Here is a 21,818-nt window from a genome sequence, read left to right as displayed (position 1 = left end):
GGCGCGCCCGGCGCTGGAAGCGCACTGGGTTAGCGGCCGCCCGCCAACGAGGTTGAGGCGGGCGGCCTGCACATTCCTGAATCCGCTCAGGCTCGGCTCAGCGCCCCCCTCGCGATGCCCTCACTCGGCCACGCGGTCCTTGATCCACTGTGCCCGCGGCAGTACCTCGATGCTGCCGACGGCATACTGCTGCAGCACGTCGTCCGGCCCGAAGCACGGTTGCCAGCCCAGCTCGCTGCGCAGGCGGGCACTGTCGTAGACACGGTCGATGCTCAACGGCAGCGGCCAACCACGGCGTTCGAACTCGGCCAGCAGCTGCGGCGCGCGACGGGCCAGCACGCTGCGCGGGTGCGTGGCCAGCTCCAGGCAGTCCTCGCGCCGGAACGGCGTCGGCGCACAGGCGAGGTAGCGCGCGAACGGGGCGCCTTCGTCGAGCAGCAGTGCAGCATGTGCGCTGGCCACATCGCGGGCGTCGATGCCGCGATGCAGGCGGAACATCGCCATCCGTTCGGGCGGTTCCGGGAAACACCGGCCCATGCGCAGCACGCGAACGCTGAAGCCCGGCGTGGCGGCGGCTTCGGCCAGGGTCTCTGCCTGCAGCTTGGTACGGTGGTAGATCGTGCGCGGCAGCGGCTCGGTGTCTTCGTCGATCCAACGGCAGCCACCGGCCACCACGGCATGGCCATACAACGCAGTGGTGCTGGTCAGCACGAAGCGCCGTGCTCCTGCTTCGCGTGCAGCCTGCAGCAGGTGTGCGGTGGCCTCCACGTTGATCTGCTGGAACACCGCATCCGGCACCAGGCCGACATGCGGGGCATGCAGGGCCGCGGTATGGATGACTGCATCCATGCCCTGCACCGCGCGCGCGACGGCCTGCCGATCGCTGACATCGGCAATGATGCGCGTGGTGGCAAACGGACTGCGGTCCAGCCCCACCACTTCGTGGGCGGCCGCCAACGCACCGAAGATCGCGCGCCCGATGCGGCCGGAACTGCCGGTCAACAGAATCTTCATTGAGTCCATTCACTCGAAGCGCCCGGGAACTACCGGGATGCTTCGATTCTAGGCATGCAATCGCGCATCCGCGATAGGACAGCCATGCAATCGTGCGTTCATCTTGACGACTTCGCAGGCGCCAGCAGTTGCCGCGCGATGAACAGCGGATCGTCGCCGCCGGCCACATCAGGCCTCACGCCATTACGTTCCCAGTTTCCACCGGTGCGCAGATTGATGGGTTGCCGGTCGGGAATACTGATCTGATAGCCATCGGGCAGCAGCACAGGATCACCGAACATATGCGCGGCACCGCCACTGCGCGTGCCGACAATCCGCGCGCGGCCCAGTGCCTGCAGCGAATAGGCGACGAACTCGGCCGCCGAACCGGTGCGGCGGTCGATCAGCACCACCAGCGGTTTCAGGTACGCAGGCAGGCTGGCACGCGGCAGCAGTACCGGCGTGCGCCGGCCGCGCTGGTCCAGCTGCTGCACCGCGTCGATCTTCGCGTCCAGCAGCGTGCGTACCAGCAGGTCGGCACTTGCATCGTCGCCGCCCCCGTTCTGGCGCAGATCCAGCACCAGGCCATCGGTGTCGGTCAGCAGCGCAAGGGCCGCAGCGAACTTCGGGCGCGCCAGATCCAGCGGATAGAAGGTACTCAGCCGCAGGTAGCCAATGTTGCCCTCCATCACCCGCACCTCGCGCACGCCGGCACCATTGCTGCGGGCATCGGCGCGCCAGGCCATCAACCAATCGTCCTGGCCGGCCGCTGCGTCCACGCGTTCAACGTGGAAGTGGCCATCGAACATGTCCAGGTCCTGGTTCAGGCGTGCGCTGAACGCAACCGGATCCGAACAGCTGTCCGCATAGCGCTGCTGCACCGACCAGGTGCGTAGGGCATCGGCGATACGGGCGCCCTCCGCCTCGTCAAGGTACTGCGCCTGCACGGCGGTGGCCGCCGCGCGCAGCACTCCGTCCTGCGCCGGGCAGGCCGCTGCCAGCAAAGCAGCGAGCATCCAGGACACGGTCATCAACCACCTCCGCGTTGAAGATATATAAGTGCTTATATATCATCCTGGTCATGGATCTCCAACACGCCACGCTGGGCACCCTGCTGCGCGCCCTGCTCGACCAGCTGGACCCGGCGGTCGAGCAGGCCTACCGGGACCTGCAACTGGACTACCGGCCCCGCTACACACCGGTGCTGCGCACGCTGATGGCGCAGGGCCCCTGCCGGATCAAGGACCTGGCATCGGCCTGCGGGCTCAGCCATTCGGCGCTCAGCCAGACCGCGGCGGCGATGGTGCGTGATGGTTGGCTGCACGCGTCCAGCGGCGACGACGGACGTGAACGCATCCTGCAGTTGAGCCCCCGCGCACAGCGCGCGATGCCTGCGCTGCAGGCGCAATGGCAGGCCACTGCCGTAGCGGCGCGCAGCCTCGATGCCGATCTGGGGCAGCCGCTGGAGCAGGTGCTGCGCGACGCCCTTGCAGCGCTCGCACAGCGGCCCTTCGCGCAGCGCCTGCAGGACGCCCGCCGGCCCTGAAGCCTTCTGCTCTGCGGCCATTTCGATTTCGCTGAGGAAGGTCCAGCCGCCGTTGCCCAGGCGCAGCTCCAGCGTGCGCACTGCGCGGCCGGCTGTCCGGCCTAGGTGAAGGGTGCAGTTCGTCCTAGCCACGCAGGGCGGCGCGCGCAGCAGCGTACCTGCGCCGTGAAAAGCAGTACGGTGCGGCGTGAAGGCAGCCGCACCGATGCGGACACTCCGTTAGCCGGGCACCGGCAAGGATGAGCTTCCCTTCCATGCAACGGGAGCCTTCCCATGGCCGGCCAGCACCACGGCACTTCCCATCGTGGCTTCGCCTCGATGGACCAGGACAAGCAGCGCGCGATCGCCGCAAAGGGAGGACGCGCCGCGCATGCGTCCGGCAATGCACATGAGTTCAGCCCAGCCGAGGCACGCGTGGCCGGCCGCAAGGGCGGCGAGGCGATCAGCCGCAACCGCCAGCACATGGCAGCGATCGGCCGCGAAGGCGGGCACGCTCGCCACGCCAATGCACGGCAACAGCGGCAAGCGGCCGAAGCGACGCCAACGAGGGACGGTCCACAACGCCAGCAGGGCTGACCGCGGCGCGTTCAGGCGCGCCTGTGCTACCGGAGCAGCCCGAATGCCGCGAGCAGGGCCAGCACGCCGTTAGACGGTCATCGTCCCGCGCGCACCGTCAGGCGTGGCTGAGGCACCATCCACCGCTCAGGCGTGGGCGAGGATGTTCAACAGCCGACCGAACGGATCGCGGACGAAGAAGCGCCGCACGCCCCAGGGTTCGTCGGCCGGGCCATATTCCAGCGCGATGCCGGCCGCGCGCATGCGCTGCAGCACGTCCTGCAGATTGTCCACTTCGATCGACAGGTCCGGCACCGGCGTGCCCGAGCCTCCTTCACTGGCGAAGCTGACCTGGGCCAGCGCACTGCTCTGCCCGCCATGGGTGACGATCCAGCCATGGTCCATCACCACCGGCATGCCGAGCAGCTCGCCATAGAACGCAGCGGCACGTGAGGGATCGGACGTGGCGATGTTGGCGACGACACGCTTGACGGCCATGTTCCACTCCACCAGGAAGAATGTGTCGAGACTGCCCGACCTTGCGCACGAACAGAAGAGCCCCGCCACGGACGAGGCCCGTCTTCAGCCGAGCATGGCTGGGCTTACACCGCGCCGCAGCGCTCCATGACACATCGATCGTATTCGTACTGGCATTCCATGGCATCACCACCACCGGACACACATGCCTGGTAAGCCTTCCAGCAGGGCAGATCGCAGGGCTGGACCGGTCCGGCCACGGCCACCGAGCCGCTGCAGGCCAACGCCAACACAACACCGGCGATCACTTTCCTGAAAGTACGCATCGACATCGCTCCTTGATTAGCCTGGTGAGCCCAGGCCGGGCCACCTTAGCGCTGCACACGGGACGCTGGGTGAAGGCCGATGCCGCTCGACTCAGCGGTGCAGCAACCCCAGCACACGCAGCTGTCCGGCCAGCTCATCAATGTTGCGCCACGGCAGGATCGGCGAATTGCCGCGCTCGTCCGGCGGGTTGTCCGGCAGCGCATCGGACCAGCCACCGGCCCCCACAAGCGGCAGCAGAGGCCGCTTGTGCAGCCAGGCCAGGCAAACCTCCGAGATCGTACCGGCGCGCCCGCCGATCACGATGCAGGCATCACCGGCCAGGGCCATGATCAGGTTGCGCGCATCGCCCATGCCACAGGGCACCACCACCGTGGCGGGCCAATCGGCTACCGGCATGCCGCTTTCCGGGATCACGCTGAGCACCTGGCCACCGGCGGCTACTGCCTGCTCGGCAGCTACCCGCGTAGCGGCACTGCCACAGCCGCTGACCAGCGTGATGCCCTGCACGGCCAGGAAACGCCCTGCTTCAGCTGCGCGCTCGAACGCGTCGCTGCCAGGATCGGCACTACCCAATATCGCCAACTGTGGTTTACGCAATGCGTTACGCATGGACGGCCCCAAGGCCTCGGCAAGAAAGGTCGCGGTGCCCGGCCCGGCGGAGCCACGTCTTGCACCGATCACAGAAGATTAACACGTTCATAAAAATCCCTTCACATTACTGGGGGATATCGCCATGCCTTTGCGTTAACGGCCTTGATGTCCGTCAACCAAGGAAGTTGTCCGATGAATCACCCGCTGTACGGCCGTTCGTCCCGCTCCCTGTCGCACCGCCCGCTGGCGCTTGCCGTCGCCAGCTCGCTGCTGCTGGCCGCTGCACTGCCGGCCATGGCCAGCGAATCACTCGAGGCCTGGCAGCAGCAGCGCCAGATGCAGGCTGCATGGGCACAGCCTGCTGCCAACGCTGCACCCGCAGCGACGGCCGCTGCACCTGCCGCCAGCAGCACCGCCGTTCTTGGCAACCCGGGCGATCCGGCCAGCTGGCGCAGCGATGAGTTCAACGCCGATTGGGGCCTGGGTGCGATGGGCGCGGACTACGCCTATGCACGCGGCCTGACCGGCAAGGGTGTGCGCCTGGCGCTGTTCGACTCGGGGTCCGCACTGGCGCATCCGGAGTTTGCAGGACGCAATACCTCCAGCATCACCATCGGTGCCGACTGCCCGACGCCGGGTGTGGTCGCGGGGACCGGTGCCTGCGGGCAGACCCGCGGCGAACAGCCCGGCTACAACTACTATGGCCTCGGTGCCGGCGTTCCGGCCGCACTCGCGGCACGCCTGATCGCGGCCGGCCAGCCCTATGGCTTCAGCTACGCCGACCACGGAACGCATGTGCTTGGCACCATCGGCGCAAACCGCAATGGCACCGGCATGCATGGCGTGGCCTTTGGTGCGGATCTCACCGCCGCCCGCGTGTTCGGCGACACCTACTATGAGTGGCGCCTGGATCCGGACAACTACTATCGCCCGCGCGCGGTGTACCGCACCGATCCGGATGACGCCGCCACGCTGGACATGTATGCACAGATCCAGGCGCAGGGCGTGCGTGCCATCAACCACAGCTGGGGCATCTCCACGCGCAACATGACCGCCGCCGCGCTGGACCAGCAGTACGCCAACATCGGTGCCGACTACGGCGTGTACGGCAGCATCTACGCCAGCAATGGCGATACACCGGGCTCCACCCTCATCCAGGTCTGGTCGGCTGGCAACGGCAGCGGCGCCGTCGCCGGAATCACGGCCGCCATGCCGCGCTGGAAGCCCGAACTGGAACCGTACTGGCTGGCCGTGGCCAACGTCCGCCGGCCCAACGCCGCTGCGGGCGAAACGGACTACGTGATCGATGGAAGTTCCAGCATCTGTGGCGTTGCCGCCAACTGGTGCATCTCGGCACCCGGCACCGACATCGTCAGCACCATCGTTTCCGGGGATATCCAGGGCCGCATCGAAAACACCTCCGCCTACGTGCGGCTGATCATCGACAGCGAGAACACCCAGTATGTCTATGGCACCAAGACGGGCACATCGATGGCGGCGCCGCACATCACTGGCGCGCTCGGCCTGCTGATGGAGCGCTTCCCCTATCTGGACAACGCCCAGGTCCGCGACGTGCTGCTGACCACCGCACGCGACCTGGGTGCAGCGGGCATCGATCCGATCTACGGCTGGGGCATGGTGGATCTGAAGAAGGCCATCGAAGGCTATGGCTCGCTGCGCGTGGACACCAACGTGGTGATGAACCAGAAAGCCGGCGGCCTGAAAGTCTGGGAAGGCGATGCCTGGGACAACTGGACCAACGACATCGGTGGCCCTGGCAAGCTGACCAAATCCGGTATCGGCTGGCTGCGCCTGAGCGGCAACAACAGCTTCAACGGCGCGGTACTGCAGGACGGTACGCTGGAATTGAACGGCACCAACACCCTCACCTCGGCAGTCGAGGTACAGGGTGGCCAGTTGCTGCTCAACGGCAGCCTGGTCTCCACCGCACTGACCACTACCGGTGGCGTGAGCACGGTCAGCGCCAGCGGCGTGCTGAACAACAGCAACCTGGTGATCAGCGGCGGCGTGGTGTCCTTCAACGGCACGCAGACCGGCGGCACCACCACGGTCGGCGCCAATGGCCTGCTGAAGGGCGTCGGCACGCTCGGCAATACCCGCGTGGACGGCCTCATCGCGCCGGGCAACTCGATCGGCACGCTGACCATCAACGGCAACTACGTGCAGGGCGCCACTGGCGTCTATGCCGCCGAGCTGGCCCCGGGTGGCCGCAGTGACCAGTTGCACGTGACCGGCACCGCCACCCTTGGCGGCACGCTGGTCGCGCTGCCGGAGCCGGGCGTGTACTACCTCGGCGAGCAGTTCAACTTCCTGCGTGCCGACGGAGGCGTCAACGGCCAGTTCGCCAAGACCGACTTCAGCGCGTTTTCCCCGTTCCTGCAGTTCAGCCTGGCCTACGGTACCAACGGCACGCGCATCGACGTCGCCCGTGGCGCTTCACTGACCACGGCTGCCAACACGCCCAACCAGCGTGCAGTGGCAGCGGCCGCCGACCTGCTGCCGATCGCCCAGGGTCTGCCCAAACCGCTGACGCAGCTGTTCCCGCAGCAGCTCGGAGGCGTGCTCGACGGCCTCAGCGGCGAGCTGCATCCGGCCACGGCCATCGCCCTGGTCGAGGGCAGCCGCTACGTGCGCGATGCCGCGTTGTCACGCCGTGCCGGCGCCGCCGCACCCGGTAGCGACGTGGGTGACGCGACGGGTGCATGGGTGCAGGCCATCGGTGGCAACAGCAAGCTGGACGGTGATGTCAACACTGCCCGCACCGAAGCCAACAGCAACGGCCTGCTGGTCGGCATCGACCGCGAGTTCTCCGGCTGGCAGGTCGGCGTGTTGGCCGGCACGGGCCGCACCGACGTGAAGCAGCAGGAGCGTCGCGCCAAGTCGAAGATCGACAACACCCACTTCGGTGCCTACGCCAGCCACAACTGGGGCGGTTTCGGCCTGCGCGGTGGTGTGGCGTGGAGCAAGCACGAGGTGAAGAGTACGCGTGATGTCGCCTTCGCAGGCTTCAGCGACAGCCTGAGCGCGCGCTACGACGCCCGCACCCGCCAGGCCTTCATCGAAGCCGGCTACCGCTTCGGTGGCCCGGAAGCCGGGCTGGAGCCCTACCTGCAGGTCGCACGTGTCGAAGTGGACCTCAAGCGCGTCAACGAACGCGGTGGAGCAGCGGCACTGCAGGGCAAGGTGGACGATACCGGAACCACGATTGCCACTGCCGGCGTGCGCTTCGACAAGGGACTGAAGGCTTCGTTCCAGCAGGAGAGCTGGCTGCACCTGCGCGGTGGCGTCGGCTATCGCCGCGCTTCCGGTGATCGCAGCCAGCTCGCCAACCTGGCCTTCGCCAACGGAAGCACGACGTTTGCGGTCAACGGCGCGCCGATCGCCGACAACGCGGTGGTGGCCGAACTGGGCCTGTCGGCCTGGCTGACCGAGCGCCAGCAGCTGGAACTGGGCTACAGCGGCCAGTACGGCAGTGAAAGCCGCGACCACAGTGCGAATGTGCGCTGGTCGGTGCGCTTCTAGTTCCCGTCACGTGTTCTCATGAAGGATTGGGGCGGCCTGATGGCCGCCCTTTTTTTATCACCGGCCGAGGCTAGCGGCAGCCGCGCAACATCGCCGCGGCGACCAGGCTGGCCACTGGCAGCAACAGCCCATAGGCCACCAGCGGCCATACCGTATCGCCCGGCAGCAGCACCGTAGCCAGTGTTCCGAAGCAGGCCACGATCAGGCTCTGCATCGCGTAGTAGAGCGCCACCGCCATACCCGACGCATCGGCAAACTCACTCAACGCGCCGTTGGCAGCCACCGAAACCACCATCACCAGCCCCACCGCGATGCCCCACATGGGCAGCACGACGCTGGCGAATGACAGTGGCAACTCCGCAGCGAGCGCCATCAACAACACACCCGCCACCATCACGCACAGGCCACGCACGAATGTGCCAGGCACCGCCCAGCGCGCGATGAACGTCTTCGCCATGCGCGACATGAGGATCATCACCAGTGCCACCGTCGCGAACGCCAGGCTGAAGGTGATCTGGGAGTACTGCATGCGCTCGACCAACACGCGCGGTGCGATCGAGAAGAACACGAAGAACGTGCCCATCGCGGCACTGAATCCCAGCGTGTAGACCCAGAAGGCACCACTGCGAAGAATTTTCTGCAGTGCCGGTCCAGCGTCCCTGCGCCCTGCGGGTCGGGTTTCCTGCCACAGGCGTTGCGCACGCAGGCCGGCGACCAGGCCAAGCACACCCAGCAGCACGAAGATCGCACGCCAGCCTGCTGCCGCAGCCACCAATGCACCCAGCATCGGCCCCAGTGCCGGCACGAAGGCCAGCATCGAAGCGAACAGTCCATACAAGGACGCCCCCTGCGGTGTATCCGCGTATACGTCGCGGACGGTGGCAAACGTCGCTACCAGCGCTGCCGACGCGCCAATCGCCTGCACTGTGCGCCAGGCCAGGAAGAACCCGCTATTGCTGGACAGCGCCAGCGCAAACGAGGCAACGGTGAACAGCAGCGCCCCCAGCAACAGCACGGGGCGGCGCCCGATCCGGTCGGACAACGGGCCGAACAGCAGTTGGCCGACGCCGAGCACCAGCAGGTAGATGCTCAGCGTCAATTGCACCCGCGCAGGCGATGTTCCCAAGGCGCCGGGCATCAAGGGCACCACAGGTAGATAGATATCCATGGCCAGCGAGGCCAGGAGGTCGAACGGCGCCATCAGCGCAATGGCCGATGGCAGGGTATGGGCCCAACGCGGGGCCTGTCGATTGAACATGGGGAGTCTCCGCCCAGAGTGAGTCCGGCGGTGATCCATCCACTTCGCATGCATCGCAGGGATGTTCACCGCAACAACGTCTGCGTCGTTGTTGCGGCTCAGCGAACTGTCTGCGGACCGTTCCCGTTGTTCATGGTGCTCATTGTTGGCAGTGCGGAACCGGCAAGAGTGTAGCAGCGACCGATTCAGGGTGGCCGGGGCAGCGGTGCCGCCCCGGCCGCGGCGTCCCTGGGGAGTGGGGCGCCGCTGATCGTCAGGCCGCCTTCATCGCATGCTTGCGCGCGCGCATCACGTTGTGGCATTCCTGCACTTCCGGCAACAGCTGGGTGACTTCCTGGCGTACCGCCGGCGGCAGCTCGTTGTCCTTCAGCACGTCCTTGAACGCGCCCAGCAGGCGGTCCTCCGACTCTTCCAGCTCGGCCACATAGCCATAGTTGGTGTCACCGAAGGCTGCACGCACCTTGCCGTAGAACTGCTGCATCGAACCCACCACGGTGCCATGCTCGGCCGGCTTGCCGCCGCTGGCAGCCACCGAACCACTCAGCGCCGCGACGATGCGGCCCTTGACGCCGGCGATGCGGGTGAACAAGGCCGACAGCTCGGCATCCTTCACCTTGGTCGCCGCTTCTTCATAGAACGACTTGCCGTCACGAGCGATCTCGATCAGGTCGTTGAGGCGATGTTCGATGGTGGACTGGGTGCTCATGGCGTTGCTCCTGTATCTTCGTTTCAGGGGAGAAAAGCAGCTTCGACTGCGCTGCCTGCGTATCCACTGTGGACATGCTTGTGTGGTTCCCGGGTGAGCAGCGATTGATACGCACATCACGTCACTCAACCCGCACTGACTGCTTCACGCCACAGTGGCGCGTGGATCACATCGAGCGAGCCCGGGCAGGCTCACCAAGGTACGAAAAGGATGATCAGCACGATCACCAGGACCGCGGCGAGCGCTCCCATCAGCACGTTTCTCTGGCGCCAACTGGGCTTGGGTTTTCCGGGGGTATTCATGCCTGTTACCTGTCTCTGCGGATGACCCCGGCAGACTGATGGATCGGCGACGGTGCGTGCGTGCAGGACACGTGCAGGCGACGTGCAGAGCACCGACACCCATGTCGATTTCCGGCACACTCGCTCGTCAGATCATCAAAGCCCTCCTTGATTGCGGACCCCATGCCTCCCATCCTCACCGCCTTCGCCACCTCCCCCGACCGTGGCCAGGGCCTGGCCCGTGACATGCGCGTGCGCTGGGCACTGGAGGAACTGTCGGTAGCCTATGACGTACAACTGCTCACCTTCACCGAGATGAAGCAGCCCGTACACCTGGCACGCAATCCGTTCGGGCAGATTCCCACCTGGCAGGAGGGCGACCGGACCCTGTTCGAATCCGGCGCCATCGTCCTGCATCTGGCCGAACAGCACCCCGGCCTGCTGCCGCGCGATCCGGACGCCCGCATGCGCGCGATCATGTGGATGTTCGCTGCGCTGAACACGGTGGAACCACCCATCATTGAGCGCTCCATGGCCTGGGTGCTGGAGCGCGAGCAGCCGTGGTACGCACAGCGGCTGCCGATGCTGGATGAGCGGGTTCGGGCGCGACTGGCGCAACTGTCGACATGGCTGGCCAAGGCGCCGTGGCTGGACGGCGATTTCAGCGTGGGCGACCTGATGATGGTCTCGGTGCTGCTGCGCCTGAAGAGCAGCGGGCTGCTCGACGAGTCTCCGACGGTGGCCGCCTATGTGGCCCGCGCGACGCAGCGGCCCGCCTACCAGCGCGCCTTCGCCGCGCAGCTGGCGGTATTCCAGAACGGGTAGTTCCACGCCATGCGTGGAAACACTCAGCGCAAGCTGCGCCGGCAGGCGGCCTGCACCAGCATCAGCTGCGCCACCAGGATCAGCATTGCGCAGCCTGACAGCAGCCACGGGTCGATGTACCACTGCCCATTGAAACTGAAGTCGCCTGCGGAAATGCGTTTCCAACCGTTGAAGTGCTGCATCGCTGCCACCACGAACGCGAAGCCACCCGCGGTGTACGACAACCAGGGCACGATGAGGCTCCCCGGGCGCGCGAACAGCGTCAGCAGGCCGAGCACGCCGATGACCGTGCGCTGCACGCGGCAGTACGGGCAGACATAGGCCATCCCGCTCCATTCCACCGCCCAGGCCAGCAGGCTGACCAACATGCCCGCCACTGCGGCGGCGTGCAGGACTTTCGGCGTGATCGTCATGCCACTCTCGTGTGCCATCCCGTGCTCCTTGGTTGAAAGACCCGGGCAGGGTAGCAGTGCTGCAGCGTCATCCCTTCTTGATGACGGTCCGCTTGCCGATGGTGCTGGTCTTGCCAGCGGTCGGCCTGGCCAAGCCAGGAATCAGGAAATCGGTGACCTTGTGGCCCATCGACACCTTGGACGCCAACCAGCGCGGCATGCGCCCGCGACCGGTCCAGGTCAGGCGCTTGTATTCCGGGTCGCGATACTTGGGCGCGACTTTGCCGGATTTACGGCGGACGGCTTTTCGGGCGGGCGCAGGTGTTTCCGAGGCTTGGCCGCCAAAGAGTTCTTCAAGGGTGTAGCCGGCTTCGGCGGCGGCGGCCTTCAGCATCCGCCGCACCGCACTGGCCGGACGGCGGCTGGAAATCAGCTGTTTCCGCTGTTCAGCGGCAACCACCAGGGCACCCAGCTCGCGAAGGCTGAGCGATTCAATATCGATCGTCATGCGGGAAAGGTCTACTGCAGCGCGGCAGCTGTCAAGGCGCCCTGCCCGGCGCGTAGACACGGGCTTCACCGCCGGTGGGCTCCGATCGCCTGCGTCGGCCATCTCCGAGGACCTCGACGTGAGCACTTCATCGCATTCGCTCGCCTACCTGCTTGCACGCATCCTGCTGATGGCCCTGTTCCTGGTCTCCGGGCTGGGCAAGCTCGGCGATCTCAGTGGTACCCAGGGCTACATGGAGGCAATGGGAGTTCCCGGCATCCTGCTCTGGCCGACCATCGCCTTCGAAATCGGCAGCGGCCTGTGCATCCTGCTCGGCTTCCAGACCCGGCTGGTGGCGGTCGTGCTCGCAGGCTTCAGCCTGGTCACCGCTTTCATCTTCCACCACAACTTCGCCGATCAGACCCAGCAGATCATGTTCCTGAAGAACCTGGGCCTCGCCGGCGGCTTCCTGCTGCTGGCGTGCACCGGGGCGGGACGTTACAGCATCGATGGGCGTGGGCGGCGCGGATGAGCGCGCGGCATGCCGCCATCACCCCTGGCCCATGGGCGCGACGCGCCGCAGGCGCAGGTTGCGCCATGTCGGCTGGGAGCCGCGAAAATCCACCGCTTCGCCATCGCTGGTGAACAACAATCCTGGCTCCACCTCAGCAACCAGGCGGATGCCATCGATGTACAGCCAGCCGTGTCGTTGCTCCAGCACAACGAACATCGATGGTTTGCCCCATTGGTCAACGCGATAGCGTCCCAGCCAGGGTTGCCAATGGGGCGCCTGCGGCCCGGTGGGCCCATCGATGGGATCGTTCTGGTCCAGGCCATCCTCGCCGTTGCTGCATTCCAGGTACGCCGGCAGCATGTCCGTCGCCGCATGGTAACGGTACGTCGCAACCTCTCCATCGGTGTCCACAGTGAAAAGTTGATCGCCGTCGATGGCCGCAAAGCGGGTACCCTCGGCGTGCGCCCCTCGATGCAGTTGCAGCTCCCCGTTTCCGGCAACCCCGATCTTCGCCTTGCCGCTGCGCCCGATCCAGCTTCCCGCCATCTGCTGCATCTGGTCCTGGTTCAACCTGATCGGCGCCAGGCTTGATAGGGGCACACGCGGCTGACGGGGCCCGAAACGCGCCGACAACAGCTGATCGAGCAGACGCTCGCCGATGCCGTACCCCGCAGACGTCGCGCGATTGAACATCGCGGCAAATCCAGCGTTTGCCTGCCTGCAGTAGGTGAACACGCACCCGAATCCGAAGCCCCCGCCGCGGTGGTGCAGCAGCCGCACCGGTGTACTGCCGTAGAGGCGTTCGCTGCGCATGACACCGAGCCCGTAGTCGCCGCCCAGGCCGAAACCATGCATCTCGTCCCAGAGACGGGGCTCAAGCAGTTGCTGCGCACCGGATCGGCCGCCACCGAGCAGGAAGCCAAGATACTTCGCCATGTCGGCGGCACTGGTCCACACGCCTCCCGACACCACCAGCGGCGTCACCGGCGGTACCTGCGTATGGCCTTCCTGGGTTCCCAGTGCCCGCACCTTGCTTGCCAGGTAGACCGACGCATCGGCCGTACTGTCGTGCATTCCCAGCGGCTCGAAGATCCGGCGCTGCAGCCAGGCCGGATAGCTGATGCCCGCAACCTGCTCAAGGACATGACCGGCAAGGTCGAAGCCCAGGTTGGAGTAGCGATAGCGCGTACCCACCGGAAAGCGCAGCCATGTCTGCGAGATGCTGCGGACGTGCGCATCAAAGCCCGGCGACGCCGGTTCGTAGTTGTTGCCCAGGGGCGCCTCGTGCGTGAATCCCGCGCGATTGGCAAGCAGCAGGCGCAGGCTGATGCGCTCCTGTGGAGCATGCTCGAAGCGGCTGCGCACCGTGAACGACGGCAGATAGCGGGTAATGGGCGCGTCCAGATCAAGGATGCCGTCCTGCACGGCCAACAGCACCGCCACCGCCGCGAAGTTCTTCGAGGTGGACTGGATGCTGAACATCGTGCTGGCGTCTACGGGCACGCTGCCCTGGCCTGATACGTGACCGAAGCCTTCAGTCCAGCGCACCTGCCCGCCTTCGACCAGGCAGACGGCAGCGGCACCGATGCCGCTGCCGTCCATGGCCGAGCGGATCACGCCGCGTTCCGCGTCGATCAGGCTCGCGGTGGTGACGCTTGGCCGCGCTGGGGTGGCAACACCGGTGGGAATGAGCGTGGCCGCCGGAACAGCCGCGGCATTGGCCAGGAAGGTGCGACGACTGAGCGTAACAGGCATCAGATCACTCCACTTCAGGATGCCGCCATCTTCCCGCCAGCAGAAATGGCAGGGCATGTGTCATTCGGCACAGAGTGCGGTGATCGATGGCGCTGCGCCTTCGCTGGCTGAGCAGGCCTCAGCCCGGAGGGTCCGGCAAGCGGATTCCCTGCGCCGAAACAAAGGCGCGGGACTCGCTCCAATAGGCCTGTGGCGGTTCCCGCAGCTCTGGTCGCGCCCAGTAGTCGTTGCCATGCAATGCGCTCATCACATGGCACCAGCCCTCACGCGGATCGTGAACCTGAAATCGCCCGCGATGATGGCGCGGATGATACGCGTAGTGACCAAGCGCCTCCTGGCGCGCTTCATCCGGCGAACGACCCGCCTGATGGACCAGCGTCCATGCACGCATGTGGCGTGCATGCGCGAGCGCGCCCAGGTACTCGTCCTCATCCAGCAGTGGCACCTGCTCACCACGGGCCAGGCACAGTGCGTCCGATTCGGCTTCGTAGTCCAGCGACGGCTCCGCCAGTTCCGGGTGCTGCTGCCAATACCTTTCGCCCTTCATGTGCAGCATCGCCCAGTGCCAGGGCTCGTCGTGGAAGATCAGCGCGTGTTCGTATTCGCGGCCGGGGCTCTGGTCGGGATAGCGCTTCCGTGCCTGTTCGAGCGCCTGCGCCTCGGGCACCTGGCCATAGTGAACCAGGCACCAGGCGAACAGGTGCCGGCTGTCTTCGATTTCGGTGGTGAAGTCTTCCACCGGTGTATCGGTGTTGGGCATGGTCGATCCCTGTGTGCGGATCAGATGGTACCGACGCTGCAGGGCGCGCGGGGCGCGGGGGCAATGAGATCTGCAACAGATCGTGCGAGGTCGCGTGGGGGCCCATCACGATTCGAATCTGGAATCGACGGATTATGGGGCCTCCACAGCGCTTCCACGCGCCTCCACAGACCTTCCAGCCGTAAACCACGCGGCTGATTCCCAGGCCCCGCGACCATCTTCGCTCATCTTTGTGCACCTCCTTCCGCTGACATAAGGTCGCCGAGCGGTCGCCAATGGGCGCAATGAAGGGAATGCTCGGAGAGAACGGACTGGCCACCTTGCCGATCGGCCAACGGGCCTCGGATCCAGCGTCGCATGGTGTGGGCTGCCCGGATGTGCGGAAGCTCGCCGGCGGTGGGCCCAGGTTCCGCTACAGATACACCAAGGCCAACGGTCAACGCGATCGCGTCGCGGCCGCACCAGGAGGGAGGGCGCAACCTTCGCGATGAGATCGCAACTGCGGCGGCCGCCGTCGGGCTAGCGAGAGAACAAGCCAATTGCTACCGCGGCACGGAATGGCCATTTTGCCACTCATGCGCTCGCCTTCCGAGGAAGGGTATTTGTCGCTTTACGTCCACCGATGCGTGACTGAGAACACGCAAGAGCAAAGCGTAGCCCGCTGCAACGAATTTCTGGTTGAAAGTGAATATCACCCCGCAATATGAAATCCCGGGAATCGAGAGGCAGGGGATCAGCGCCGAAATCAGCTATCACCACGGCCCGAGGTCAGTCCATCGCAAAGCTCCGCGACGACAAGGGAAAAGGAATCAAGTGAAGATCAGTAGAATTCTCATATATGGAATGTTCGTCATCGGCGTAGTCGCAACCATTTCCTGGTTGGCCTGCAGACCATCCGATGTCAGAAAGCAAAGGAGATGAGGTTCCTCTCAGTGAAAAAAGCACTTCGTCAACGGATATCGCATCTGAATCAAGCATTCATCAATCCTTGCGTTCGCCACACCAATCCATCGAATCAACAGTGGCTTTGGGTGGCAAGGCATTTCTGCTCAAGATCGAAACACCTCACTACGAAGGCGACGCCTCGGAATACATTGACAGGCGCATCGCGGCTGCACGGGCCGGCGATGCCCAGTCGAGCTATGAGATCCATAACCGCATTGCCAGTTGCAAGCGGGCGCTTAACTCAGGTGATGCCGATGAGTACAAGGCCTACGCATCAGTGGAAATCGGCCAGGAGATTGGCCACTGCCAAGGGCTGATAGGGCGAACGGAACTCGGAGATGAGAATTGGCTCTCTCTTGCTGCCGCCCAAGGGTCGGTCGAAGCGAGACTGATTTTCGCCAAAGACCCGAAAGCCATCATTGGAAACTTGACTGAAGCGCTCAAGGATCCGGAACGGATAGCCAATTATCGAAGGGATGCGATTGATTATCTAAATGAGTCGGTATCACAGGGAAGCGTCGACTCGATTGAAGCCCTTGCTGACATCCATGACCGAGGGATCATTGCCGACAAATCCCCTGAAAAGAGCCTTGCATACTGGCTCGCATATCAGCGCGCGCACCCCAATAGCCAATCGGCGGCATCCATTGCGAGACTCTCCAAACTGTTGCAGCCCAACCAGATAGAGCGATCCAACGAGATGTCTGAGGCCATATACAGATCCTGCTGCTTGTAACCCAACAGAAGTTTCCTACTCACCCAACATGGCGCACGATGAAAGCAGTGATTTCGAAGAAATGGTTGATTGCAACCTCCCTGGTTGTCGCGATTGCTTCCTCTTGCCCACCCATAGCTCGCCCCTTCCAACTAAACGAATAATCTAACACTGCGCGAAATCTCCCAAAATCGCTATCCGGTGGGGATTCCGACCCGTGCATCACAAGACGTTGTGCTAGATTCGGGACAGTGTTCCTGGCGCGAGAGGTACCTTCATGGATGCATGGCTCGACAAATGCGCTACTTCATCAAGGCGCGGAGATCGGAGTCACCTCCGGCTTGCAGCGTATCGCTGCCTCTCAATAGCCGTTTCAGCGTTGATACTGTCAGCGTGTTCGAGCGGTGCCTCACCAACCCCATCGCATAAATCTAATCAAAGACAGTCCGTCAAATCAGGGAGTGAAATTGGTATGGAGCGATTCAAGAACGACATCGAGCGCCTGTCTAGTGTACGTTTTGATGATGTCGACGCGTTAAATGAACAGCTCCACACGCATCTGGGAGAGCCGACACGCCAGGACGTGATTGACGAACGGATCGCAGAACACGGAATGTTGGGCGACCTTGAGGTCCGGAACATCAGGCTGAGAAGTGCTGCTGACGATCCTGCGCTCGCGAACCTGATCTTTGAGATCGCACCACCAAGCATTGCGCTCGAGGAAATCATCTGGGAAAACTCGACCAAACATCCATCTCGGCCTGACGCGCCTGGCTCTCGCCCTTACTGGTCTGCGCAGGTGAACGATGCAAAGGTCGTGCTCGGACTCGATTCCGATAACGTGACGCTGACCTACATATCGATCAGTCAGCGCTGATCCCTGTTATTGCGAAGGAGCCGGAGCATGGAGCGTACTGAAGAATCTGGACTGCCGCAGCCGCAGGAGGGAGGCCGCCCAGGAGCCACACGGCGTCCTGCATCGCCATTGGACGACCCCTCCTTGGCGCCGCTTCTAGCAAAATCCCCAACACTTCAGGCGGGCCTCACCCAGGCGAGGCGTGAAGGTATCGTTATCCAATGGGGGGCAGCCGGTGAAGGCACTTATCTTATACCCGGCGTCAAGATCGTTATTGACGAGAATGCGATTGGGCAAGGCTCAAGGATCGCAAGTTCTCTTGCTCACGAAGTTGGGTACCATCTCTTCACCGAACCCGAAAATCGAACTTCTAAGCAAGCCTATGTGAACAGCGAGCTGCGAGGAGAAGCCGCCGCGACTCTCAGCAATGTCCAGGTCCAGCGTGAGATCGTTGCAGCTGGCGGTCCAGATATTGGCGTTTCCGGCACAGGTAATCGTCCACAACAATACGGAACCATTGCGGCGGAACTCCAGGCCGGACGGATCAACCGTAACCAAGCACTTGGGCAGATCGCTGAGGTGTTCAAGACAGAGGCTCCGTCTGTTGGTCCTCATGCGACATACGAACTCTACTATGGCGACTACTACGACCGGGAAATAGCACCCACGCAACGGCGGCGTAGGCCAGATCCAGAATTTGACGCCGAGCGCATTGCGGTTGCGGAAAGAGTCGGTTCGGACAGCGACGACTCGCCCTCACGGCAGCGAGCATCCTCCTCAGCCCCTGAACTCGGCGATGCTGACCGCTCTCTCTACATGCAGATTAGGGCAGGTGTGGAACGCCTGGACGCAGAGCATGGGAAACCCTGGGACGAGTCGAGTCAGCGCATGTCTGCAAGCTTGCTGGTACTGGCGAAGGAGCAGAGCCTTTCACGGGTTGACCATGTTGTCTTGAACAATCCGACAGAGAACCTAGCTCGAGGTGAGAGGGTCTTCATAGTCGAGGGAGCAATGGACGATCCCGCCCATCGTCGAGGCCATATGAATACGATGGATGCGCTTCGCGCACCGGAGGCGGAAGCGCTCCATCGCGCTGATGCGTTGAGCCAATCACAAGCAGCGAGCCTTGAACAACAACCGGCACAGCAGGCGCATACGCAAGACGGGCCATCGTTCTCGAGATAAAGCCGTCACTGTGCTATCGGCGCCATTCATTCCACCGCCTTGGCCCACAAGTGAGCGCCCACGCTGCAGCTCGGGCGCTCTCGAATCATCATGCGGTCGCCTCCAGTTCGAAGGGTTCGAAGCGGATCACGTCCTGGCCCAGCCACTCGTTTATAGCTGCCATGCGCGTCTGCAGCGGCGCCAGTTCCATCGCCGCCCACACGCCCGCCGCGTCGCGGATCGACCCAAACCCGCCACTGTTCTGCGGCACGATACCCAGAAGCTGCGGTGGCACCCGGAGCACCGCCAACATGTCATCGCGGGTCACACTCTTGATCCCGGTGAACTCATCTCGGACCGCCACCTCACTGACCGGGGTCACCTGCAAGCCGTCCTTCTTCCCATTGGGCGAGTGCACGAACAGGTTCTTGAAATTGCCCGGCCCGCGCGACTGCCGCAGCGCGTCGCGCAACGCGTCCACGTCCAAGCCCTCGGGTTGGGGGTCGGTCATGTAGAGAATGTAGCCGGCGTGCGAACCGTTGTTGTAATACTTCCGGCGGAACAGCGTGGCCGACTCGTTCAGCAGCGCGGCCTGTACGGCTGGCATCCACTCCGGCAGGCCGTAGATCTCCTGATCAGCATCTGCCTCTCGCAGCTGGAACACCTCACCGGCGGGAAACTCATGCTCTACCCGTGCGGCACGCACCGGGAAGAACTCACCGGGCTGCACGCCACGGCGCACGTACTGCGCCAGCGGGACGGCCAGGCTGTGCGCGGCGCCTGACATGGCGCGGCGACGCTCGACATACCCCATGCCGAAGGTGGTGTAGTCCAGCGCCAGCTGCGAGAACGCCTCGCGGCTCAGCAGCCGGTGCGGCCGGAACGTGCGCACCAGCATGTTGCGTTTGAATGTCAGGCCGCTGTGCAGGTACGGGTTGGAGCGCGTTGTGCGCGACAGTCCTTGCAGATCCACCGGTGGCTCGAAGTAGCGGCCATTGCGCCAGCATTCGAGGTAGTCGAGGAAGCCGCGTGATTCCAGCACAGGGCTGGCCTCGCCAAAGGTGAAGGCCTCGATACTCACCGGCGGCGCGGCGATGGCGCTCTGGTCGGTGTCGGTCATCAGAAAATCCCATGGTGCCGCGCGCAGCCCGTCCGCCTTCCAGCGGCTCGTTCTGCAGCGCGTGCATGAGTGCCCAGGCCAAGTCGGCATGGCCAGTGGTACGCGAGCGCCCTGCGGTGTAGGTCACCTGGCGCCCGCTCGGGGTGATGGTTTTCTGGATCGCCAGCAGCGATTGCGTGAGGTCGGTCCAGCCGGCGTCGTATTCCAGCCGTTCGTCATTGATTACGTCGTAGGCTTTCAGCACCAGCCGCGTTTTCACCTCGGGCGAGTAGTTGAAGACAGTCACACCGGGGAAGAACTGGCGCACCAGCTGAGCAACGCCGGTGCCCATGCCGGTCGCATCCACGCCGATGTAGGTCACCCAATAGCGTTTGGTGATCTGCTCGATGAACGCCGCCTGGTCTTTGAACTCCATGCCCTTGAACTGGTGGCGTTCCAGCACGCGGAACTTGCCCCCAGGCACCAGCGGCGGGGCCACAACCACGATGCCCGCGCTGTCGCCGGTCTCAGCCGGGTCGTAGCCGATCCACACGGCGCGGTCGCCGTAGGGCCGGACGGCAAACGGCTTGTAATCGACCTGGCAGGGCTGCAGCATCGTGAGCGGGAACACACTGGCGCTGTCGTCCACGAACTCGCACATCAGCAGGTTGGCGAACTCCTCGGCGCTGTAGTCACGGCGCAGTTCCTCGATATCGAACAGGTCACAGCCACGGTCCGCCGCGTCCAGCACGGTCACGATCTGGCGCCAGATGGCGTCCTCGCAGGGCCTGCCACCCATCAGGCGCGCATGGCTCACGTCCAACACCGAGGGCAACCGTGGCGACAAGCAGGATGCGGCCGGGCACAATCGCCCACCACTACGGGCCGCTACGACCACGACTTGCCAGTCGTGAAACCACCTCGCAAGCGTTGAGTTTTCCCGCGAATTTTCCCACCGGCACAAAAAAGGCACTCGGGCGTAAGCCTAAGTGCCTGTTTTTTTATGGTGGGCCCACCAGGATTCGAACCTGGAACCAAGGGATTATGAGTCCCCTGCTCTAACCGTTGAGCTATAGGCCCTGCGCAGCGCCACAGTGTAGTGGAGGCCACGCTCGATCGGCTACCCGGCAGCAGCAAGAGCCTCAGCAACACGCCCCAACCGCTTCTCCGCCAAGTCCGCGAACCACATCTGCCGCCGCAGATGTGCCTGGAACAGCGCCACCGTCCTTCTGGCCTCTTCCAGTGCCTTGTGGTTGCCGCCGTCAAAGCCCTCGACCAGTTCCGCACCAGACAGCGTCAGCAACGCATACGTCGTGCGGCGGGCAAACCCCAGCCGATCCTCACGCTCATCCTGCATCACCTCATCCCAATCAAGCAGCGACGGAAAATCAGTCTGCCGGGAATCAGACAGATCGTGCTCCACATCATTCATGGCCTCACTCCAAATGCATGACGAATCAGTGCAGCGGGCCGTATGTGATGTACGTGACCTGCTGCGCGCTTGCATCAGCGCCGATGGAGACCGGCCTGCCTACGCGATGTGTTGAGCATCTGCACGGTCAGCGTGCGGCCACCGCAGGAAGTAATCAAATGGCAGACGTGACATCGTCAGGATCCGACCGGCATGGCCGGGACGACCAAAGAAAAACCCCGCACCAGGCGGGGTTTCTCTCAACGCTTCAACAGCCGCTGGCTATCAATCGATATCCAGGAAGCTGCGCAGCTGCTCCGAACGGCTCGGGTGACGCAGCTTGCGCAGGGCCTTCGCTTCGATCTGGCGGATGCGCTCGCGGGTCACGTCGAACTGCTTGCCGACCTCTTCCAGCGTGTGGTCGGTGTTCATGTCGATGCCGAAGCGCATGCGCAGCACCTTGGCTTCCCTCGGGGTGAGGCCGGCCAGCACGTCGCGAACGGTTTCGGACAAGTTGATGTTGGTGGTGTTCTCGATCGGGGACTCCACGTTGGTGTCCTCGATGAAGTCGCCCAGATGGGAATCCTCGTCGTCGCCGATCGGGGTTTCCATCGAGAT

General features: G+C 64.2%; 22 protein-coding genes, 1 tRNA gene and 1 pseudogene. 8 read left to right on the top strand and 16 right to left on the bottom strand.

Annotation, left to right across the window (positions count from 1 at the left end; genetic code table 11):
• Positions 1 to 120: 120 nt before the first annotated feature.
• Together ABGA94_RS02530 and ABGA94_RS02525 are read right to left on the bottom strand one after the other, a co-directional pair.
• Positions 121 to 1,014 carry an NAD(P)-dependent oxidoreductase gene (locus ABGA94_RS02530; protein ID WP_005419556.1) on the bottom strand — a complete coding sequence of 298 codons (894 nt, stop codon included), beginning with the start codon at positions 1,012 to 1,014 and terminating at the stop codon, positions 121 to 123.
• A 98-nt stretch (positions 1,015 to 1,112) separates the two neighbouring features.
• Positions 1,113 to 2,024, bottom strand: coding sequence for a S41 family peptidase (locus tag ABGA94_RS02525; RefSeq protein ID WP_375366303.1), 912 nt, complete (start codon positions 2,022 to 2,024; stop codon positions 1,113 to 1,115).
• A gap of 50 nt (positions 2,025 to 2,074) precedes the next feature.
• On the opposite strand from ABGA94_RS02525, the gene ABGA94_RS02520 reads away from it, so the two are divergent.
• Positions 2,075 to 2,539 carry a MarR family winged helix-turn-helix transcriptional regulator gene (locus tag ABGA94_RS02520; RefSeq protein WP_005419558.1) on the top strand — a complete coding sequence of 155 codons (465 nt, stop codon included), beginning with the start codon at positions 2,075 to 2,077 and terminating at the stop codon, positions 2,537 to 2,539.
• A 273-nt stretch (positions 2,540 to 2,812) separates the two neighbouring features.
• Positions 2,813 to 3,115 (top strand): KGG domain-containing protein, encoded by a 303-nt coding sequence (locus ABGA94_RS02515; protein WP_005419559.1) that lies wholly within the window; start codon positions 2,813 to 2,815, stop codon positions 3,113 to 3,115.
• Between the two features lie 126 nt (positions 3,116 to 3,241).
• On the opposite strand, the gene ABGA94_RS02510 is transcribed toward ABGA94_RS02515, so the two are convergent.
• The 3 genes from ABGA94_RS02510 to ABGA94_RS02500 form a co-directional block, all read right to left on the bottom strand.
• Positions 3,242 to 3,592, bottom strand: a complete 351-nt coding sequence (locus ABGA94_RS02510) for a VOC family protein (protein WP_005419560.1) — start codon at positions 3,590 to 3,592, stop codon at positions 3,242 to 3,244.
• 104 nt (positions 3,593 to 3,696) lie between these two features.
• A complete protein-coding gene (locus ABGA94_RS02505) occupies positions 3,697 to 3,897 on the bottom strand; it encodes a hypothetical protein (protein WP_111128052.1) in 201 nt (66 codons plus the stop codon).
• Between the two features lie 91 nt (positions 3,898 to 3,988).
• On the bottom strand, positions 3,989 to 4,507 hold the full coding sequence (locus tag ABGA94_RS02500) for a Rossmann fold nucleotide-binding protein (protein ID WP_111128054.1): 519 nt from the start codon (positions 4,505 to 4,507) through the stop codon (positions 3,989 to 3,991).
• A gap of 174 nt (positions 4,508 to 4,681) precedes the next feature.
• On the opposite strand from ABGA94_RS02500, the gene ABGA94_RS02495 reads away from it, so the two are divergent.
• Positions 4,682 to 8,032, top strand: a complete 3,351-nt coding sequence (locus ABGA94_RS02495) for an autotransporter domain-containing protein (RefSeq protein ID WP_375366301.1) — start codon at positions 4,682 to 4,684, stop codon at positions 8,030 to 8,032.
• Positions 8,033 to 8,102: 70 nt separating this feature from the next.
• Here the strand turns inward: ABGA94_RS02495 and cml are convergent, their stop codons facing one another.
• Positions 8,103 to 9,290, bottom strand: a complete 1,188-nt coding sequence (gene cml, locus ABGA94_RS02490; RefSeq protein ID WP_005419566.1) for a CmlA/FloR family chloramphenicol efflux MFS transporter — start codon at positions 9,288 to 9,290, stop codon at positions 8,103 to 8,105.
• A 253-nt stretch (positions 9,291 to 9,543) separates the two neighbouring features.
• On the bottom strand, positions 9,544 to 9,996 hold the full coding sequence (locus ABGA94_RS02485; protein ID WP_005419568.1) for a PA2169 family four-helix-bundle protein: 453 nt from the start codon (positions 9,994 to 9,996) through the stop codon (positions 9,544 to 9,546).
• 464 nt (positions 9,997 to 10,460) lie between these two features.
• Between ABGA94_RS02485 and ABGA94_RS02480 the strand changes: the two genes are divergently transcribed.
• Positions 10,461 to 11,102, top strand: coding sequence for a glutathione S-transferase family protein (locus ABGA94_RS02480; protein ID WP_375366299.1), 642 nt, complete (start codon positions 10,461 to 10,463; stop codon positions 11,100 to 11,102).
• Positions 11,103 to 11,125: 23 nt separating this feature from the next.
• Here ABGA94_RS02480 and ABGA94_RS02475 read toward each other — a convergent pair whose 3' ends face one another.
• On the bottom strand, positions 11,126 to 11,533 hold the full coding sequence (locus tag ABGA94_RS02475) for a hypothetical protein (RefSeq protein WP_111128058.1): 408 nt from the start codon (positions 11,531 to 11,533) through the stop codon (positions 11,126 to 11,128).
• A gap of 49 nt (positions 11,534 to 11,582) precedes the next feature.
• A complete protein-coding gene (locus ABGA94_RS02470; RefSeq protein ID WP_069139687.1) occupies positions 11,583 to 12,002 on the bottom strand; it encodes an H-NS family nucleoid-associated regulatory protein in 420 nt (139 codons plus the stop codon).
• A 118-nt stretch (positions 12,003 to 12,120) separates the two neighbouring features.
• Between ABGA94_RS02470 and ABGA94_RS02465 the strand changes: the two genes are divergently transcribed.
• Positions 12,121 to 12,513 (top strand): DoxX family protein, encoded by a 393-nt coding sequence (locus ABGA94_RS02465; protein ID WP_019660763.1) that lies wholly within the window; start codon positions 12,121 to 12,123, stop codon positions 12,511 to 12,513.
• Between the two features lie 18 nt (positions 12,514 to 12,531).
• Here the strand turns inward: ABGA94_RS02465 and ABGA94_RS02460 are convergent, their stop codons facing one another.
• Positions 12,532 to 14,307: a serine hydrolase domain-containing protein gene (locus ABGA94_RS02460; RefSeq protein WP_329916100.1), complete on the bottom strand. Its 1,776-nt coding sequence runs from the start codon at positions 14,305 to 14,307 to the stop codon at positions 12,532 to 12,534.
• 61 nt (positions 14,308 to 14,368) lie between these two features.
• The gene (locus ABGA94_RS02455) at positions 14,369 to 15,010 is read right to left on the bottom strand and encodes a hypothetical protein (protein ID WP_111128059.1); all 642 of its coding nucleotides are present in this window, start codon (positions 15,008 to 15,010) and stop codon (positions 14,369 to 14,371) included.
• A gap of 898 nt (positions 15,011 to 15,908) precedes the next feature.
• Here ABGA94_RS02455 and ABGA94_RS02450 point away from each other — a divergent pair.
• From ABGA94_RS02450 to ABGA94_RS02440, 3 genes are all read left to right on the top strand, one after another.
• A complete protein-coding gene (locus ABGA94_RS02450) occupies positions 15,909 to 16,691 on the top strand; it encodes a hypothetical protein (protein WP_139727723.1) in 783 nt (260 codons plus the stop codon).
• A 451-nt stretch (positions 16,692 to 17,142) separates the two neighbouring features.
• Positions 17,143 to 17,547, top strand: coding sequence for a hypothetical protein (locus ABGA94_RS02445; RefSeq protein WP_005419578.1), 405 nt, complete (start codon positions 17,143 to 17,145; stop codon positions 17,545 to 17,547).
• Between the two features lie 27 nt (positions 17,548 to 17,574).
• Entirely contained in the window at positions 17,575 to 18,711 is a 1,137-nt protein-coding gene (locus tag ABGA94_RS02440; protein ID WP_375366296.1) for an XVIPCD domain-containing protein, read from the top strand.
• A gap of 88 nt (positions 18,712 to 18,799) precedes the next feature.
• Here the strand turns inward: ABGA94_RS02440 and ABGA94_RS02435 are convergent, their stop codons facing one another.
• The 5 genes and pseudogenes from ABGA94_RS02435 to ABGA94_RS02415 all read right to left on the bottom strand — a co-directional run.
• The gene (locus ABGA94_RS02435) at positions 18,800 to 19,810 is read right to left on the bottom strand and encodes a phage portal protein (protein ID WP_134955459.1); all 1,011 of its coding nucleotides are present in this window, start codon (positions 19,808 to 19,810) and stop codon (positions 18,800 to 18,802) included.
• 25 nt (positions 19,811 to 19,835) lie between these two features.
• Positions 19,836 to 20,612, bottom strand: a pseudogene (locus tag ABGA94_RS02430) (terminase large subunit domain-containing protein); the annotation flags it as partial.
• Positions 20,613 to 20,793: 181 nt separating this feature from the next.
• Positions 20,794 to 20,869: transfer RNA gene (locus ABGA94_RS02425), tRNA-Ile, on the bottom strand.
• Between the two features lie 40 nt (positions 20,870 to 20,909).
• Entirely contained in the window at positions 20,910 to 21,221 is a 312-nt protein-coding gene (locus ABGA94_RS02420; protein ID WP_065196861.1) for a hypothetical protein, read from the bottom strand.
• Between the two features lie 264 nt (positions 21,222 to 21,485).
• The coding region (locus ABGA94_RS02415) for a sigma-70 family RNA polymerase sigma factor (protein WP_375366294.1) at positions 21,486 to 21,818 on the bottom strand (333 nt) is incomplete at its 5' end.

The organism is Stenotrophomonas sp. 3diitr2024, assembly GCF_042136455.1.
Lineage (GTDB): Bacteria > Pseudomonadota > Gammaproteobacteria > Xanthomonadales > Xanthomonadaceae > Stenotrophomonas > Stenotrophomonas sepilia.
The sequence above is the reverse complement of the archived record's forward strand: the minus strand, read 5'-3'. Positions and strand labels throughout refer to the sequence as shown.